Source organism: Streptomyces capparidis (assembly GCF_054782095.1).
The window spans coordinates 71,145-87,675 of the sequence record NZ_BAAGTD010000027.1 but is presented as its reverse complement, the minus strand read 5'-3'; the positions used below and the strand labels follow the sequence as shown (position 1 = coordinate 87,675).

The 16,531-nt window shown below is 72.9% G+C and carries 18 protein-coding genes and 1 pseudogene; 1 reads left to right on the top strand and 18 read right to left on the bottom strand.

The window, feature by feature from the left end:
* Positions 1-997: 997 nt before the first annotated feature.
* The 4 genes from ACYVO2_RS22045 to ACYVO2_RS22030 all read right to left on the bottom strand — a co-directional run bounded on the left by ACYVO2_RS22045 (position 998) and on the right by ACYVO2_RS22030 (position 5,426).
* Positions 998-2,032, bottom strand: coding sequence for a ParB/RepB/Spo0J family partition protein (locus ACYVO2_RS22045; RefSeq protein ID WP_461009651.1), 1,035 nt, complete (start codon positions 2,030-2,032; stop codon positions 998-1,000).
* Positions 2,029-3,279 (bottom strand): AAA family ATPase, encoded by a 1,251-nt coding sequence (locus tag ACYVO2_RS22040; protein WP_461009650.1) that lies wholly within the window; start codon positions 3,277-3,279, stop codon positions 2,029-2,031. The genes ACYVO2_RS22045 and ACYVO2_RS22040 overlap by 4 nt, the downstream gene beginning before the upstream one ends.
* A 774-nt stretch (positions 3,280-4,053) precedes the next feature.
* On the bottom strand, positions 4,054-5,163 hold the full coding sequence (gene dnaN, locus ACYVO2_RS22035) for a DNA polymerase III subunit beta (RefSeq protein WP_461009649.1): 1,110 nt from the start codon (positions 5,161-5,163) through the stop codon (positions 4,054-4,056).
* Between the two features lie 50 nt (positions 5,164-5,213).
* Positions 5,214-5,426, bottom strand: a complete 213-nt coding sequence (locus ACYVO2_RS22030; protein ID WP_461009648.1) for a hypothetical protein — start codon at positions 5,424-5,426, stop codon at positions 5,214-5,216.
* Positions 5,427-6,025: 599 nt separating this feature from the next.
* Here ACYVO2_RS22030 and ACYVO2_RS22025 point away from each other — a divergent pair.
* The gene (locus tag ACYVO2_RS22025; RefSeq protein WP_461009647.1) at positions 6,026-7,594 is read left to right on the top strand and encodes a pentapeptide repeat-containing protein; all 1,569 of its coding nucleotides are present in this window, start codon (positions 6,026-6,028) and stop codon (positions 7,592-7,594) included.
* A 457-nt stretch (positions 7,595-8,051) separates the two neighbouring features.
* Here the strand turns inward: ACYVO2_RS22025 and ACYVO2_RS22020 are convergent, their stop codons facing one another.
* From ACYVO2_RS22020 to ACYVO2_RS21955, 14 genes and pseudogenes are all read right to left on the bottom strand, one after another.
* The gene (locus ACYVO2_RS22020) at positions 8,052-8,597 is read right to left on the bottom strand and encodes a hypothetical protein (RefSeq protein WP_461009646.1); all 546 of its coding nucleotides are present in this window, start codon (positions 8,595-8,597) and stop codon (positions 8,052-8,054) included.
* A 437-nt stretch (positions 8,598-9,034) separates the two neighbouring features.
* Positions 9,035-9,628: a hypothetical protein gene (locus ACYVO2_RS22015; protein WP_461009645.1), complete on the bottom strand. Its 594-nt coding sequence runs from the start codon at positions 9,626-9,628 to the stop codon at positions 9,035-9,037.
* Entirely contained in the window at positions 9,628-10,434 is an 807-nt protein-coding gene (locus ACYVO2_RS22010; protein WP_461009644.1) for an Lsr2 family DNA-binding protein, read from the bottom strand. The genes ACYVO2_RS22015 and ACYVO2_RS22010 overlap by 1 nt, the downstream gene beginning before the upstream one ends.
* Before the next feature lie 9 nt (positions 10,435-10,443).
* On the bottom strand, positions 10,444-10,983 hold the full coding sequence (locus tag ACYVO2_RS22005; protein WP_461009643.1) for a WhiB family transcriptional regulator: 540 nt from the start codon (positions 10,981-10,983) through the stop codon (positions 10,444-10,446).
* A complete protein-coding gene (locus ACYVO2_RS22000; protein ID WP_461009642.1) occupies positions 10,980-11,267 on the bottom strand; it encodes a hypothetical protein in 288 nt (95 codons plus the stop codon). The genes ACYVO2_RS22005 and ACYVO2_RS22000 overlap by 4 nt, the downstream gene beginning before the upstream one ends.
* A 169-nt stretch (positions 11,268-11,436) precedes the next feature.
* Complete coding sequence (locus ACYVO2_RS21995) at positions 11,437-11,646, bottom strand: hypothetical protein (RefSeq protein ID WP_461009641.1); 210 nt, start codon at positions 11,644-11,646, stop codon at positions 11,437-11,439.
* 258 nt (positions 11,647-11,904) lie between these two features.
* A pseudogene (locus ACYVO2_RS21990) lies at positions 11,905-12,165 on the bottom strand (hypothetical protein); the annotation flags it as partial.
* Between the two features lie 37 nt (positions 12,166-12,202).
* The gene (locus ACYVO2_RS21985) at positions 12,203-13,177 is read right to left on the bottom strand and encodes an AAA family ATPase (RefSeq protein ID WP_461009640.1); all 975 of its coding nucleotides are present in this window, start codon (positions 13,175-13,177) and stop codon (positions 12,203-12,205) included.
* A complete protein-coding gene (locus tag ACYVO2_RS21980; RefSeq protein WP_461009639.1) occupies positions 13,174-13,515 on the bottom strand; it encodes a hypothetical protein in 342 nt (113 codons plus the stop codon). Before ACYVO2_RS21980 ends, ACYVO2_RS21985 begins: the two co-directional genes overlap by 4 nt.
* Positions 13,512-14,096 (bottom strand): hypothetical protein, encoded by a 585-nt coding sequence (locus ACYVO2_RS21975; protein WP_461009638.1) that lies wholly within the window; start codon positions 14,094-14,096, stop codon positions 13,512-13,514. Before ACYVO2_RS21975 ends, ACYVO2_RS21980 begins: the two co-directional genes overlap by 4 nt.
* A gap of 23 nt (positions 14,097-14,119) precedes the next feature.
* Positions 14,120-14,536, bottom strand: coding sequence for an RRQRL motif-containing zinc-binding protein (locus tag ACYVO2_RS21970; RefSeq protein WP_461009637.1), 417 nt, complete (start codon positions 14,534-14,536; stop codon positions 14,120-14,122).
* Between the two features lie 5 nt (positions 14,537-14,541).
* Positions 14,542-15,024, bottom strand: coding sequence for a Pycsar system effector family protein (locus tag ACYVO2_RS21965; RefSeq protein ID WP_461009636.1), 483 nt, complete (start codon positions 15,022-15,024; stop codon positions 14,542-14,544).
* A 145-nt stretch (positions 15,025-15,169) separates the two neighbouring features.
* The gene (locus ACYVO2_RS21960) at positions 15,170-15,895 is read right to left on the bottom strand and encodes a hypothetical protein (protein WP_461009635.1); all 726 of its coding nucleotides are present in this window, start codon (positions 15,893-15,895) and stop codon (positions 15,170-15,172) included.
* A 134-nt stretch (positions 15,896-16,029) separates the two neighbouring features.
* Complete coding sequence (locus tag ACYVO2_RS21955) at positions 16,030-16,527, bottom strand: hypothetical protein (protein ID WP_461009634.1); 498 nt, start codon at positions 16,525-16,527, stop codon at positions 16,030-16,032.
* Positions 16,528-16,531 lie beyond the last annotated feature (4 nt).

Here is a 16,531-nt window from a genome sequence, read left to right as displayed (position 1 = left end):
ACTCTGCTGGAAGCAGCCCGCCCCTGCGTAGGCGGCCTGCCGTCATCAGCCCGGGAGGGCCCGCAACTTGCACGGTCCACCGCCGCCGGCCTGCGCGCGGCGCCGTCATCAGCCCGGGAGGGCTCGCAACGTCTCACTGGAGACCCGCGAGGGTCAGGGGGTGGGGGTCGTCATCAGCCCTGGAGGGCTCGCAACAACCTACGGCCTCCCGCTCCCAAGGTGGGCGCTCTCGCGTCGCCATCAGCCCTGGAGGGCTCGCAACGCTGCCACTGCCCCACCCCCGTGCCCGGCCTCCGTCGTCGTCATCAGCCCAGGAGGGCTCGCAACGCCTGGGCGGCGCGTGCGTCCCGCTGCGCCCGCACCAGTCGTCATCAGCCCAGGAGGGCTCGCAACCCGACCGTGGCCGCCGCGGAGGCCGCGATCCTGCGGGTCGTCATCAGCCCAGGAGTTCTCGCAACGTGACCTCGGTGGTGTCCTTGCCGCCCTTGCTCCAGTCGTCATCAGCCCAGGAGGGCTCGCAACCACCCGACGCACACCGTCAAGTCGAGCCGCGGATCCGGTTGTCATCAGCCCAGGAGGGCTCGCAACACCGAACAGGCGTCCACCCGCGCGCCGCCGCCCTCGTCGTCATCAGCCCAGGAGGGCTCGCAACGCTTCGGGCGCGCGGCGCTCGGCTTCGGGTTCGGGACGTCGTCATCAGCCCTGGAGGGCTCGCAACTTCAGCGCCTGGATCGCCTGCCGCAGCCCGTCCGCGGTCGTCATCAGCCCTGGAGGGCTTCAAACGTCGGCCGGGGTGCGCGTCAACACCCCCGCGTAGAAGGTGTCTCTGCCCTGAAGGGCTCGCAAGGCAGGCCCAGGTTCCTGCGGCTGTTGGTCAGCCCTCAGCGGGGACATCTGCGATGTGCCGGTGGACAAGGTCCAGGGCGGTATGCCGTACAGGGCTGGTCCAAGCGCCAGCCCTGTGGGTGCTGCAGTAGTCGCTCGGCCAAGGGCCAGGTCAGGCGGGGCTTCGTGTCTCGTCCAAGAGCAGGTCGATCAGCTGCTCCCTCTGCGTTGGTGACAGATTCTCCCGGATGAGATGCGCAATCGCGGGCACGTCGTGCCACGGGACACCGGCATGGCCGTCCGTTGATCGTGACGTGCCCCAGGCTGCCTGCTGAGGTACGGCCCGGGCCCGCTGTGGCTCTGGGCGGGTGGCCGGTGAGGCTGGGGCTTCAGCGTCGCCGCTTATCACGCCGTGATAAGCGGCGCTCGCCGTCGGTTCGTGCTCGGGAGCAGGTTCGGGAGGCGTCTTCTGGCTGTCCGGGCGGTTCTGCTGGGATCGCCGTTTGGCCTCGGCGGCGCGGGCGTCGGCTGCCGCGCGTTGTTCTTCGGGGCTCAGCTTGCCGAGGTTGCGTACGTGCTCGACCTGCCGCTTGCCGCTGGCGAGGTCGGCTTGCAGTTCGGGGGAGAGTTTGAGCAGGGACAGCTTCGAGGAGATGGTGGCTTGGGAGATGCCCAGGCGGCGGGCGGCCTTGGTCTGGCTGCCGTAGAGCTTGACCAGCGCTTCGAGGGCATGGGCCTGCTCGAGGTCGGTCATGTCGTCGCGGTGGAAGTTCGCGACGAATGCAGCCTCGAGGAGGGCTTCGTCGGTGGCCACGCGGGCGTCGTCGACCATCACCTTGATGGTGGTCTTCCCGGCCCGGCGTGATCCTTCGAGGCGGCGGTGGCCGTCGACGACGACGTACTTGGCGCCCGGGTCGAGGTCGCCGGCCCGGTCGGGCCGCTCGCGCAGGTAGGCGTCGACGCGGGCGACGGTGATGGCGTTGATGACCCCGAGCTCTTCGATGCTCTGGGTGATGTCCTGGAGGTCGCGGAGGTGGTCGCGGGGGTTGTCGGGGTTCTGGCTGATGATCGCGACGGGCAGTTCGGTGGGGTCGGGGACGCCTTCGGTGCGGACGCCGGTCGCGGCGCCGATCGCAGCCCGGCGGGCACTGACAGGTCGCGCCTGGCCGAAGGAGCCGGCGCCGAGTTGTGCGGCCTTGTTGCTCATGAGATCTCCCGCGCGAGGGCGCGCATGCCGACGGCCTGGTCGGACTTGGGGGCGTAGGCGAGCAGGGGCCGCTTGAGGCGGACTGCTTCCTTCTGCTCCTTCAGGTCGCCGATCACGCCGACGACGCGGGGGTCCTTTATGTCCATCCAGGCTTGGAGGGAGGAGGTGGCGATGTAGCCGCGGCGGGCGTCGTAGTGGTTGACGACGATGCCGAGGTAGTCGATCTCAAGGTTGAGGTCTGTGCGGAGGTCCTCGATCTGGGAGGTCAGCAGGTCGTAGGCGTCGGCGGAGCTGTCTTCGGCCTGGACGACCGTCAGGGCGCCGGAGGAGCCGGCGGGCTCGTTGTTGCGGCGTCGGCCGTAGTAGACGGCGGCGTCCATGCTCAGGCCGAGGCTGGGCGGGCAGTCCACGAGGATGACGTCGAAGAGCGGCTCGACGGGGGCCAGGGCCCGCTCCAGGGCTGCTTCGCGGGCGCGTACTCCTGCGAGTTTCACGTCGAGCAGGAAGGCGTCGTTGCAACTGGGCAGGAGGTGCAGGCGGTCACCGAAGCGCTCGTCCTCGATGGGGACGATCAGGTCGCGCAGGTCGCCGGCGGGCTCGCCGGCCATGTGCTTGGTGAGGCTGTCGCCGTCCATGGGCAGCGGACTGTAGCCGAGCTGCTTGGTGAGGTGGCACTGGGGGTCGAAGTCGACCAGCAGGACACGAAGGCCGAGTCCCGGCAGGTCCTCGATCTCCAGCGGGTCCTCGGCGTGCCGGTCGCCTTCGTGCTCGAGCAGGGCGGCGAAGTGCTTGGAGATCCGCACCGGGTAGAGCTTGTGCGGGTCCTCGGCCATGGCTTCACCGGTCCCGGCGGTGATGGCCGTCTTGCCGACGCCGCCCTTCTGGTTGCACACGATGATGCGGCGCGGGGTCTCCAGGCGCTTCACGGAGGGCGCCGGGTTCTTCTGCAGCCACAACTGCACGGCTTGGGCGAGGCCCTGGGTGAGCGACACGCTGCGGTTGCCGGCCGTGGCCTTGAACGTGGCCCACTGTCCCGGCGGCAGCCAGGTGGAAAACGAGTCGGCCCCGGAGGTGTCGACAGCCGCGGGGGTCGAGGCGAGACCGCACCAGTCGGCGAGGCCTTGCTCGACAGCGGCCTGAATCTCGATGCCCAGCTGCGCGGTCCGGACCTTGAGGTCTTGTCGTAGCCACGCAGGCAGCTTGGAGACGACCTTCTCGCGGTCGCCCGTAGGAGCAGTAGAAGCCATGGAGACACCTTACTAACGCCACCCGCCGACTCAAGATCCAACACGTTAGCTAGGTAGAACCATCGGCTGCACGGACTATCACGGCGTGATAGCCGCTCCCCCTGCAACGGCACCGGCCGCAAGCCCGATGAGCGCTATCACGCCGTGATAACCCCTCAACCACCTGCCAGGACACGGACAGCGCCCGAGAACTCGACGCAACGCCGGGTCCGAACGCCAGCCGGGTGAGCACCTGGAAGAGCTCCAGGAACGCAAAAGGCCCCGCACTCCCGGATGATTCGGGAGTGCGAGGCCGTGAGGTCAGTCGCCGACGAAGCGATCGGCACAGGCAGACGCAGTGCCAACCGACGTCCCCGCGCCCGCAAGAAGCACCGGTTGAGAGGATCCAACGGCGGTCACCGGCCGCGGTTCAGCGGTCCCGCAGCGGCTTCCGCTCTGAGCAGATGGGATGGCGCAGTTCGCGACGAGGTGTCGTAGTGGATCAGGGCGACCGGCAATGAGGCCGGACCTGCGGGTCGTTGCTGTGCCTGATCTGGTCGGGCCCGACAAACCGCCAACCCGGACGGCGACGTCCTGGTTGCGGGCCCGGAGTCCAGGACACCGGGCCGTGCAGGGTGGCGAGCATGATGCGAAACACCGACGACGGCCTGGTGCGTGAGAAGAGAAGGCCGGGCGCATAACCACAGCGGCGGAGCAGGCGCTTGCGGCTCAGGAGCGACAGCCGGGCAGGCGGCCGGGCAGCAGCCTGCCCGGAGCCGGTCGGGGCGGGTCGCTTCAGTCGCTGAGGCGGATCGGCATCAGCAGGTAGCGCATCGCTTGGTCGTCGGTGTCGCTGGAGCCACGGAGGAGGGCGGGTTTGGTGGGGGTGGTGAGGCTGAGGCGGGTGGTGTCGGAGTCGATCGCGTGGAGGCCGTCGGTCAGGTAGGTGGGGTTGAAGGCGAGGTCCATCGGGTCGCCGTCGATGTCGGCGTCGACGCGGTCGCTGGCCTCGGCGTGGTCGGCGACGCCGGCGCGGATGGTGATGGCGCCGGGAGCGAGGGACAGATGGACGGGGGCGGAGCGCTCGGCGACCAGGGCGACGCGCTTGACGGCCTGGAGCAGCGGGGCGGTGGGGACGGTGGCCTGGGTGGCGAACTCGGTCGGAAACAGTTCCTTGTACTTGGGCAGGTTGCCGTCGAGGGGGCGCAGGGTGGTGCGGCAGTGCTCGCCGAGGAGGCCGAAGGGGCCGCTGTTGCCGGGCAGGGTGATGGCCACATGGTCGTCGGCGAGGTCCTTGGTGGTGTCGGCCAGTGCCTTGGCCGGGATGACCGCGTGGGTGGTGTCGGGGATGTCGGTGAGGCAGTCCCAGGGCAGGGTGCGCAGGGCGAAGCGGTAGCGGTCGGTGGCGGCCAGGGTGAGGGTGTCGGCGGTCGCGGCGAGGTGGATGCCGGTCAGGACGGGCAGGGCCTGTTCGCGGCTGGCGGCGATGGCGACTTGGGCGACGGCCGCGGCGAGGGCTTTGCCGGAGACGGTGCCGGCGGCGGCCGGGAGGTCGGGCAGGGTCGGGTACTCCTGAAGCGGCAGGGTGTGGAGGGTGAAGCTGGCGACGCCGGCGGTGATGAGCAGGTGGTTGCCCTTTGTCTCCAGGTGCACCTCGCCCTTCAGGGCGCGGGTGATGTCGGCGAGGAGGCGGCCGGAGACCAGCACGCTGCCGGGGGCGGCGATGCGTGCGGTCGCGGTGGCGTAGGCGGAGACCTCGTGGTCGAAGGCGGCCACGGTGAGCTGGCCGTCGGCGGCGGTGAGCTTGAGGCCGGCGAGGACCGGCACGGGCGGGCGGTGGGGCAGGGCGCGGGCGGCGTAGCCGACGGCCGTGGCCAGGTCGGCGTGACCGACGAAGATCTTCACGATCGAAGTCCTTGTCTGTGAGTGGGATGTCGAAGGTTGGGTCTCTTGGGTCACTGCTGGGGGATGACGACGGCGAACACGTCCGCGTCGGGCACGACGTGGACGTGCGCGCCGGGCCCGGCCTCGGCGGCGCGGCGGTCGGCGTGGGTCAGGCCGCGGGGGTCGCCCGCGTTGTAGGAGGCGATGCAGCGGGCGGGGCGTCCGGCGCACGCGGTGCAGCGCGGAGCGGCCACGGCCTCGGCGGGGAGTGCGATCACGGTCATGGGTCCTCGCATGGCAAGGCCCGCGCGAGCGCGGAGCTCAGCGCGGGCGGGGGTGATGGAAGGGCAGCTGGGGCGAAGCGGCGGGCGGCTGGCGGTCCCGGTGCGGGACCCGTCCGGCGTCCGGGTGCGCTGTCCGGCTCTCCGCCCCTCTCGGCCGGGCCGGGAGGGGCAGGCAGCCGTCAGTGCACCCGGGTAGCCGCGTGCTCGCTGCGGTGCTGGGTCTGGGCGGATTCGGCCAGGACGCGCAGGCCGTGCGGGTCGCCAACGGCCTGTGTTGGCTGCACTGCACCTGGTAGGCGCGGCGGCCGGTGCAGCCGGAGGCGGGGTCGCGGGGGGCGCCGGACGGGCCGATCTTGTGGGTGCACGCGGTGCCGTCGGCGTGGCAGGGGTCGATCCAGGTGCGGATGCGGGCCATCAGGGCGGGTCCTTTCAGGGGTTGTCCCACAGCGGTGGGGTCTGGGTGGGTGGGTGCGCCTGCCGGGGCGGCGGGCGTGGCGGGGTGGGCGGAGCGGCGTGGGCGAGGTCGGCCTGGTTGAGGAGGCTGAGCTGTCCGGGGGCCCCGCGCGGGCGGCGAAGGTGGGCGCGCGGGTGACGCGGTGGTGTCCGCAGTCGATGCGCAGGTGGCACAGTTGGCAGGCCGCGAGGAGGTTGCGGTCGCGCACGTCCTCAGGTGTGTGGTTGAGGTGGGCGGTGGTCAGGACGACGCGGGCGCCGGTGTCCGGGTGGAGCCGGCCGTGGGCGGCCGCGCAGCGGCCGCCGGAGTGGTGCAGGCCGCACTGGCCGGTGCACTCGCAGCGGCCGCCGGCACGCTCGAACCGGATGCGGGTGCTGATCTCGGGCCGGTCGGGCGGGCGGATCGGCATGGCTGCCTACCTTGTCAACCGGGGGCGCAGGCTCGGGTCGGCGGCGATCCGGGCCAGCAGTTCGCGTGCGGGCATCCACAGGAGCTGGGCGCAGCGGGCCGGGACCGGGGCGGGCAGGTGCGTGCCCCGTCGTCCTTGGCGTCTTTCGGCTTGGCAGTAGAACTTGGTATCGGTCTGCGTGGAGTAGTCCGTGTTGCTTACGGTCGGCCTGCGGGATGCGATGAGCAGGTGGCTAGGAAACTGAGCGTCGCTGAGCTTCGTCGTAGCGCTCGTCGCCGTCGCGGCATCCGGCGTCGACGCCACGGCCGATCGGCGGCGCCCAGGTTCGGGAACCAGGACCGGATGCAGTGGGTCACTGTGCTTGCGGCCAGCCTGCCGGGGCTCGCCGCTTTGGGCGCGCTGTTGTTCACCTGGATGCAGGTCGGACAGGCCAGCAAGGAACTACGGATCTCCGAACACGGACAGATCACCAGCCGGTTCAACGCCGCGATCGGCAATCTGGGATCGCAGTCCCTGGATGTCCGACTGGGGGGTGTCTACGCTCTGCAACGCATCATGCAGGACTCCGCCCGGGACCACCCGACAGTCGTCACCGTACTCGCCGCCTTCGCACAGCGGCATGCCGGATCGAGCACGAAGAGCCTGAAGGAACCGCTCGAGAGCGCCGAGACGCGCGAACCAGGGGCTGATGTCCGGGCCGCGATCGCCACGCTGGCCAGACGTCGCCCCGACCGCGACAGGGGAACAGTCATCGACTTGAGCAAGACCGATCTGCGTGGCCTCGAGCTCACCGGCAAGGCACCTATCAGGCTCCCCGAGGTGGACCTGTCCGAAGCAGACCTCCGCTCGGCTGTGCTGAGCGGCGCTGATCTACGCAAGGCGTCGATGAACCACGCCAACCTGGAAGGCGCCGATTTCACCGAGGTCGACCTCCGCGGTGCGCAACTGACGGGGGCACGCCTAGACAGCAGCCGCTTTGACAACGCGGACCTTCGCGGAGCAGACATGAGCTGCGCGGGGTTTCGCATGGACGCAACAACCGGTGAGGTGCTGGAGCACCTGGAATGCGCTGAGCTGCAGTACGCATCCCTTGACGGCGCGGACCTGCGAAACGTCCAGATGAGTCATGCGGACCTTCGCGACGCCTCTTTGGTCGGCGCGGATCTTCGTGGCGCAGACCTGGCTCGCGCGAACCTGACCAACGCGGACCTGACGAACGCAGACTTTCGTGGCGCCAAGCTGACCGGTGTGGAACTGGAGGGCGCCAGGCGGAACGGCGCGCGTGGGCTCCCGCGGGAGGGCTAGGCAGTCTCCGTCTGGACCAGCCAGTCATCACTCGGGATCCATCCCGACACCGAGTTGCCGCCGGCCTTGGAGACAGTCCGGGTCCGTCGATGGGAGACCCGCACGGCCGGATGCGCCGCGCCTGGGGCATGCACGGCCTGGAGGTGAGCGGCGCGCCGGTTGCCTTTGGCAGCGCGTGGGGGTCGCCCGCGGTGTAGGGAGCGATCCACGGGGCTGGGCGTCCCGCGCAGAGGCGGTGCAGCGCGGAGCAGTCACGGCCTCCACAGGGGAACGCGGCACGGTCACGGACCCCTCGCAAGGCCTGCGCAGGCGCTGATGTTCTGCGCGGGCGACAGTGCTGGAGACAGCCGAGGAGGAGCGCACGACTGGCGGTGGTCCCGGGACAGAAGCGCAGAGCCACGAGTGCGCTGTCCGGCCCTCCGCCCCTCCCGGCCGGGCCGGGAGGGACAGGCAGCCGTCAGCGCACCCGGGCAGCCGCATGCTCGCGACGGTGCTCGGCCTGCGCAGGCTCGGCCAGGACACGCAGGCCGTGCGGGCCGCCGACCGGCCCGTGCTCACTGCACTGCACCTGGTAGGCGCGGCGGCCGGTGCAGCCGGAGGCGGGATCGCGGGGGGCGCCGGACGGCTTGACCTGGTGGGTGCACACGGTTCCGTCGGCGTGGAGGGGGTCGATCCAGATGCGGATGCGGGCCATCAGTGGTGGTCCTCCTGTTCGTCGTGGTCGAGGAAAGGGAGCGGATCGCCCGCCAGCGCTGCGTGTTGCCGGACGGGATAGCGGGGGCGGGGTGGGCAGTTCGACACGGACCAGGTCCGCGTCGGCGAACAGCCCCAGCTGCCCGGTGGCCGCCGCGCGGGCAGCGAGGGTGAAGGAGCGGGTGACGCGGTGGTGCCCGTAGTCGATGCGCAGGTGGCACAGTTGGCAGGCCGCGAGGAGGTTGCTGTCGCGCACGTCCTCGGGTGTGTGGTTGAGGTGGGCGGTGGTGAGGACCACGGCAGGCCGCACTGGCCGATGCACTCGCGGCGCCCGCCTGCCCGCTCGAACCGGATGCGGGTGCTGATCTTGGGCCAGTCGGGCGGGTAGCGGCCGCGGTTCTCCGGGCGGATCGGCATGCCCCGCCTACCCGGGCAGCCGGGTACGCAGGCCCGGGTCGGCGGCGGCGATCCGGGCCAGCAGTTCGCGGGCGGGGATCCACAGGCGCTGGGCGCCGCGGGCCGGGACCGGGACGGGCAGGCGGTGGACGCGGGCCAGTTGCCAGTGGAACTGGCCGCGAGCCGACCAGAGCGTGCACGCGCCGTCGTCCGGGTGGCAGCCGACCAGGGCGGCTGGATGGTCAGGGCGCGGACCAAGCCGTCCTCCTTCCTTCCGTGGTGGCGCTGCGGGCCGGGGGAAGCCGCGCGGCTTCCCCCGGCCCGCAGCGCCGAAGTGGGTGGGGAGCGGGGTCAGGTGCGGCGCGGCCGCCAGCGCCGCACGCGGCGCAGGCCGGCCAGCCTCCGCAGGGGCGAGCCCGGCGACGGCGGGGTGTGGTGCGCGTGGCGGTTGATCATCTCGCCCAGGGCGCGGGGGTCGTCGGTGTCGCCGACCCACTGGCCCGAGGTGTGCCACACGCTGCTGCGGCCGGTGTCGGGGTCGTGCCACATCTGGTAGTCGGCGCACCGCTCGATCAGCCCGCACTCGGGCAGCTCGGCGGGGCCCAGGTCGTCGTCGGCGGCGGTGTGCGCGAGGTCGACGCCGGGCTCGAGGACCTCGATGGCGGTGACGTGCAGCAGCAGCCCGTCGCCGGGGGTGCGGGGGAGCTGGAGGTAGCCGGTGACCCGCAGCAGGTCGCTGCCGACCAGGTCGTGCAGCACCGCGTGCGCGACCTCGTAGTCCACCACCCGGCAGGGGATCACCAGCTCGTCGACGCGGTCCTCGGTGGGCGAGACGACCAACTGGAACCGGGCGATCGTCCCGTGCTCATCGCCGGGCAGGGTCTGGTCGTCCAGGTAGCCGTCCAGGACGATCTCGTGCGGGTCCGAGGCGGGAACGGCGGTCATCAGCCCGCCTCCCTCATCTGCGCGGCCGGGTGGGCGGCGTCGTAGGCGGCCTGGATGTGCCGGGGGATCTGGCCGCGGTCGGACACGGTGTGGCCGTTGCGGCGGGCCCAGGCGCGGATACGGGCGAGGTCCTCGCGGCTGCGCCGGTGCAGCGCCGCCGGCTGCGCCACCGCGGCCAGGGTCGCCGCAGCGGCCGGGGTCGCCGCAGCGGCGGCGGGCTGGCCTCCCTTCACCCGTCGCAGGTGGGCCTGCGCGGCCTCCAGCTCGGCGCGGGCCTGGGCGACGCGCTGCTCCGCCTCGCGCTGCGCGGCGTCCAGGGCCCGGCGCTCGGTCAGCTCGGCGAGGTCGGCGCGGATGCGGGCCGCCCGGTTGCGGATGGCGGCGGCGGAGTGGCGGTCGGCCCAGGCAAGCAGGCGCTCCAGGTCGTCGGCGCTCTGCTGCGGGGCCGGGTCGGCAGCCGGGTCGGCGGGGTCGGTGTCGGTGCCGGTGGGGTCCTGGGCGGCGGCAAGGAGGGCGGTGAGGTCGTCCTCGGACACCCCGGTGACGGCGGTGATCTCGTCGGCGGGCGTGCCGCTGTTGTGCATCGTCAACGCCATCGCCTGCTCGGCGGTCAGTTTGCGCATGGCAGGGTCCCTCGCGGTGAGTTTTTCGGTGAGGATTTCGGTGAGTTCTTCGGGGATCGGCAGCGCGAGCGTGGCCAGGAGCTGACCCAGTTCGCGGAAGCTGCGGGCGTGGGCCAGGGTGGTGTGCGCGGCTGCGACCAGTTGCTCGCTCGTGCTGGGAGTGAGGCTCCAGTCGGTGAACACGAGCCCCGCCTACGCGGTCTTGCCGGTGACGGCGAGCACCAGCATCTGCCGGTTGTGCTCCTGCTGAGCGGGAGTGAGCGGCACCTGCGCGGGCGGGGTGCGCGGCAGCGGCCGCACGGGGACGGCCTCCCCGGCCAGCAGCACCAAGTCCCGCACCGGCGGCCGCAGACGGCCGGGGGTGGGGGTGCGCTGGCGGGCCGCCTGGTCGCGGGCGGAGACGACACCGACCCAGTCCTCGCCGAGCCGGTCCACCAGGCGCCTGCGCAGCGCGGCGCGGTCGCGGGGCGTGGTGGCCGCCCATACCCCGACCCGGGTCAGGTCCGGGTTCGCCAGCGCCCACTTCAGGCAGTCCGCGACAACCGGGCAGGCCGCACAGGCCCGCTTCGCCCGGGCGATCTCGCGCGCCCGGGCCTTCTCCGTGGTGCCCTCGATGGCGAACACGTTCGGGGTGGTGACGCAGGCGGTGCGCTGGTCGGTGCGGGGCCACGGGATCCGCGGGTCGGGGGTGGGGATGGTCGGGGGGTTGGGGATGCCGGTCCGGTCGCTCACCGCTGCACCGCCTCGGCGGTGGGCCCGGTGTGGTGCAGGAGGATCTGGAGCGCCGCGCCGCGGTGCCCGTGCTCGGTGCTGGCGGGTCGACCGCAGCTCCAGCAGTCGGCCTCCGGCCCGGCCCAGGCAACAGCACAAGGCGAGCAGGTGAAATGCGCGGCGCGGCCGGCGGGCCGATGCCTGCGGTGGCCGATGCGGCGGATGGCGGCGGCCGCCGCGCGGGCCGCGGGCGAACCGGGGCGCGGCCGGGTGCTCTTGGCCGCGGACGGGGTGATGGCGGTCATACTGGTGATTCCCTCTCGTCATGTGCGGGATGGGTGGCCCGGGGCAGCCGACGTAGCCGCCAAGCAAGCGGCTGTCCCGGGGTTGGATCTCGTGGTGCCAGGCGGGCTGCCCGGCTCCCCACCCCCGCCCGCCCCCGAGGTGCGGGGGCGGGCGGGGTCTGGGCAGCCGTCAGTCGTCGCTGCGGTTGACGAGGATCTGGTCGCCGTCGCCGGTGTGCAGCGGCGCGTTGGCGACCCCGATGAACGTGCCGATGCTCATGCCGCCGTGCACGGTGCCGATGGTCGGGGCGGTCTTGACGGCCCCGACGGTGCGGGCCTGCACCACGGCCTGCGCCTCGCCGCTGTAGCGGTTCGCGGTGCTCTTGTCCTTGCGGCCCATGGAGGGCTCCTCTCGTGATCGTGGAGGGCGGTCTGCCCAGGCCCCCTCTGACGCGCCCACCCGGCTTCGCCGGGTGGGCGGACTGCCGTCAGAGCTGGTTGTGGATCGGAGTGCGCGGGTCGCCCGTGCTGGTGCGGCGGTGCGCGGCAAGGCCTGCGGCGCCGCCTTGGACCGGGGGGTGGCAGCGGGGGCAGCCGTTCCACCACCGATCCCCGGCCGGGGTCAGCGGGTGCGGATGCGGCCCGGGAGCAGCACGGCTCACCGGCTGCCGCCTCCTGGCTGACGCAGCCGGTCGGCGAGGGCCAGGAGTTCGGCGGCGAGGTCCCATGCGGACAGGACGGTGCGCAGGATTGAGGTCAGGCCGTCGCGCTCGATGGGGTTGAGCCGGTCCCACACCGCGTGCGCGTCGCCGTGGACGGTGACCGCCTCGAGGTAGTCGTCCTCGGTGGTGGCGGTGTGCTCGATGCCGCAGCGGCCGCACCGGTAGACCGCCTGGTCCCAGCCGCACCCAGGGACCGGAGCGGGGTCGGGGTGGGGTCGGGGTGGGGTTCGGGGGTCATCCGGCGACCGTCACCAGCTCGCGCTCCCCGGGCCCGGCGTCCTCGAGGTCGTCGTCCGGGGCGTCGGCCTCCTGGTCGTCGTAGCTGCCGTGGAGGGTGCAGGTGATGTCCGGGTCGCTGTTCATTGCGCCGGTCAGTGCCCGGTGCAGGTCGGTGACGCAGTAGACCGGGGCCCATGCCTGGCCGGTGCACTCCGGGTCGAAGGGGCAGGGCAGCAGGACGTCGAAGCCGACGTCGCCCTCGCCGTCGGCGTCGTCGCGGTAGGCGAGGGTGAGGCACCGCGAGCCGAGGCGGATCTGGGCGAGGCGGTCCGGGTCGGTGACCAGGTCGGAGCCGGGCTTCCACCGCCACAGCGGCAGGATCTCGGGTCCGAAGAAGCGGCGGACCAGGAGCAGGTCGCCCAGGCCCTCGCTGCCGTCCCGCCCGAGGTCGGCCTCGCGGGCCGCGGACAGCCGCCGCAGCAGCGGCTCCAGGCGGTCCAGGTTGTCCGCGAAGACGACCTCGTTGAAGCCCTCGCTGAGCAGCATCGGGTGGGAGTGGAGCATCGCCTTGTACTGCCGGCGGACCGTGTCCTGCGGCACGGCCCGGTTGGCCGGCCGCGGGCCCTGGCGCGCCACGCACACCGAGACGGGGGTGGCGACCAGGACCGCGACGGCGGGCATGCGGTGCCGCTTGGCGGCGGCGACCAGCGGCGCCCTGGCCTCGCGGGTGACGTTCGTGGCGTCGACGACGGTGAACAGGCGCCTGGCCATGCGGCGCTCCAGGACCAGGTGCAGGGCGTCGACCGCGTCGGCGGTCGCCTCCTGGTCGCCGGGGTCGTCGCTGACCGCGCCGCGCATGGCGTCCAGGGACAACACCTGCGAGGCGGGCCAGGTGCGGGCCAGCGTGCTCTTCCCGGAGCCGGACGGCCCGACGAGGACCACCAGGCAGCGCTCCGGCAGTTGCGGGTGCAGCGGCGTGGGCGAGGTCATGCGGACTCCCCTTCGGGGTGGAGGGAGCGGGCCGCCCAGTTCAGGCGCTGGCCCGCGTGGTCGGTGATCAGGGCAGCGGCCTCGTGCAGCGGGCACGAGGCGTCGCCGTCGCGGTCGGGCTCGAGCTGCTCCGCCCGCCGCGCCGCGCTGCTGATCAGTTGCGTGAGGGCGGGGAGCAGACCGCCGGGAGCGTCGGTGTCGTCCTGGAGCTCGCGCAGGACCGCAGCGAGCTCTTCGCGGTCGAGGTCGTCGGCGTTCAGGTCGTCCTCGATCTGCTGGAGGGCGAGCAGCGTGATGCCGACCGAGGCGCGGACGCGGTCGATGCGGGTGCGGGTCATCGGCGGCTGCCGGTGCGAGTGGCGAGCCAGGTGGTGACGGCGGCCGCGCCGACGCCGATGGCTCGGTGTGCGGCCGCGTCCAGCTCCATCCACGCGGAGCCGGGTCCGGTGATCTGCGCCGTCACCGTGCCCTCGGCGTCGAGCCTCAGGGCCTGGCAGTGCTCGATGTAGCCGGTCTGGCCCGTCTTGCGGGCCAGCCACAGCAGCGCGGCACCGCGGTCCAAGGCGGCGTGGGTGCCGGCGTTGATGGCGGCGCCCGCCAGCAGCGCCTTGAGCGGAACGCGGTAGCCGAACGCACGGGTGACGCCCGCGGCGGCCGCGACCTGAACGGCACTGTAGGACGCGACGTGGACAGCGGCGGCCCGGCGACCCAGAGCGCTGGCGGTCATCACCGGCCGGTTCGACTCCGGCGCGGCCAGGGTGCCGTCGTCGTGGACCAGGTGGTCGCCGTACAGGCGTTTCAGGGAGGCGGTCTTCGAGCTTTGCAGCCAGTGGTCGCAGACCGGGTGCAGGGCGTCGAAGACGGCGGTGAGGGTGCCCATCAGGCCCAAGGCCTCGATGGTGCGCGGTCGGTTGATCATGCGGAAGCTGCTCCTCCGGGTGGTCAGGCGGCCAGCCGGTGGCCGGCCGCGGGCGGGGTGTAGGTGCGCGGGTCGGCGGGTGTGCCGTCGTGGCACTCCAGGCACATGCCGAGCGTCTTGAGCGGGATGCAGTGGATGTAGCGGCGGCCGCACTTCGGGCAGGTCTGCCGAGCGGCCATCGCCCGGTCCAGCGCCTCTTCCTTCGCGAGGGTCATCGGCCGCACGGGCAGGGCGTCGGCGATCCGGTACAGGTAGGCGCGGCGCTTCCCGCGTCGGCACACGATCTGCGCGGCGGGTTCCTGGCCGCCGGGCCGCAGGCCCATCGCGCGAAGCTGCCGGCGGGTGGCCAGTCCTTCGTCGGCCGGGGCCGCGCGCCAGGGGTAGGTGGGCAGCCCGCCGTGCCGCTCGCCGCTCGGATCGAGGTCACGTGCGCGCCCCATCGGGCTCAGGCCCAGGCGGTGATGGCGGCGGCCGCGGTGAGCAGCAGCACGGCGGCGAGCGACAGGTCGATCGCCTGCCGCAGCAGCTCGAACTTGCTCCTCGCGAGGCGGGAGAGCACGGTGATCTGCTCGGGCCGGTGGTCGCGGCGCAGCGCGGTGGCGAGCTGCTCGGGCTCGAGGTCGGCCCAGTGCACCAGTCCGGTGCGGTGTCGCCCGGCCAGGCGGGGACGGACGGAGATCAGCAGCAGCACGACGGAGGCGACCAGGGCCGCGGCGCCGAGGGCCGCGGTGGCCCGGGCCGGGGCGGGCAGATCGAGCGCGGCGGCGCCACCGGTGTTGCTGCGGAGGGCTGCGAACACGGCGAGCAGCCCGCCGTCCAGCGCGAGCAGTAACCCGGCCTTCTGGTCGGTGCGCCCCAGCTCACTCGTGACGGAGACGAGGGCCTGGTCGAGTGCGGCGTCGGTGCGGTCGGTGGTGGGCGTGGCCATGTGTGTTCCCTTGGTCGGTGGGTTCGGCAGCAGCCGCGGCGCGTGGTGTGCGTCTGCGTGGCTGGTGGCCGGGCGGCCTGTACCGCACCCGACACGACGCCCCGGCGTGGCCGGAGCGGGGTTCGGGTGCGAGGCAGGTGGCCCGTCAGCGCCTGTTGAGCGGGTGGACGTTGTCCGGGGCGTCACCGGGCGGGGTGGGGGCCGGGATGTGGATCTCCGGCCGGATCTCCGGGCCCGCGTTGTGGATGTGCGCGAAGACCCGCGGCCGCAGGTTCAGCCCGCGCAGCGCGAAGGTGGAGGCGGCGGTCCAGGCGAGGACGGCGATGCCGGTGGCGATGGTGCGGCCGGGGGCCGAGGTGGAGGACCACACCATCGCGACGCCTGCCGCGCCCCACGCGGTCCAGGTCAGGCGCACGCCGTTGCTGCGGGTGAGGCAGCCCAGGATCAGGCAGGCCCAGCCGGTGGCCGCCCACAGGGTGTAGACGGTGGAGGCGCTGATCGGCAGGCCGGTGCTGTGGGTGGTGATGTAGGAGCGGACGGGCTGGTCGATGACGGCCCACACGCCGGTGGAGGTGTCGTCGCCGACGCCCATGTCGGGGACGGCATCCAGGACACGGACGGCGGCGGCCGCGAGCAGCACGGTCGCGGATGCGCCGGCCACGCTGATCAGCGCTTTGATCCAGTGGGCCATGCCGTGCCAGCCCGTCTCCGGGGCGGTACGCAGCTCCTCCCAGCGGCGGTGCAGTGTGCCGCCGTCGCTCCAGGCGCGGTTCCACCAGGCGGTGATGCGGCGGGCGCGGGACGGGGGCGTCGTCTTGCGGGGCTGGCCGGTGCCGGGGGCGCTGTTGCCGGTGTTCGCGGTGGGGTTCACAGCGACGGACTCCTTGTCGGTGTCGACGTGTCAAGTGTGGTGGTGCTGGGCCGGGCGGCCTGTCCCGCAGCCGACCCCCCGCAGCCCCGACGCAGTGCGGGGTGGGGGTTCGGCTGCGGGGCGGGTGGCCCGGGTCAGTGCCGGACGCTGCTGGAGGACCGGCCCCACCAGCGGTTGTGGTTGATCACCGTGGTCTCGTGGTGGACCGTGACCCTGTCCCCGCCGCGGCTGGTGAGCTTGGTGAGCAGCAGCAGGGCGAGGACGACGACCAGGGCGCTGCTGCCGCTGACCGCGGCGATCCCGGCGGCGGCCTGGCCGATGCCGAAGCCGATGCCGGCCCCGGCGGCGCCTGCGCCGATGCCGCCCGCGAGGGCAAGCTGGGCGCGGGGGTCGACCAGCGGGGCCGGGGTGAGGTCCCGCGGCTGCGGGGCGGGCATGGCGGGTGGGTGGAGGTAGCCGTCCGGGAGGGTGTGGCGGGGCACGGCGACGAAGGTGCCGTCCGGGCCGGGCACCCACACCATCGAGGCGCGGTCGGCGGCCAGCTCCACCGTGCCGGAGAGCGGGGCGGCGGGCGGCGCGGCCTGGTGGCCGCGGGGCGCGGTGTCGGCGGGGGCGAGGTGGTGCTCGTGCACGGCG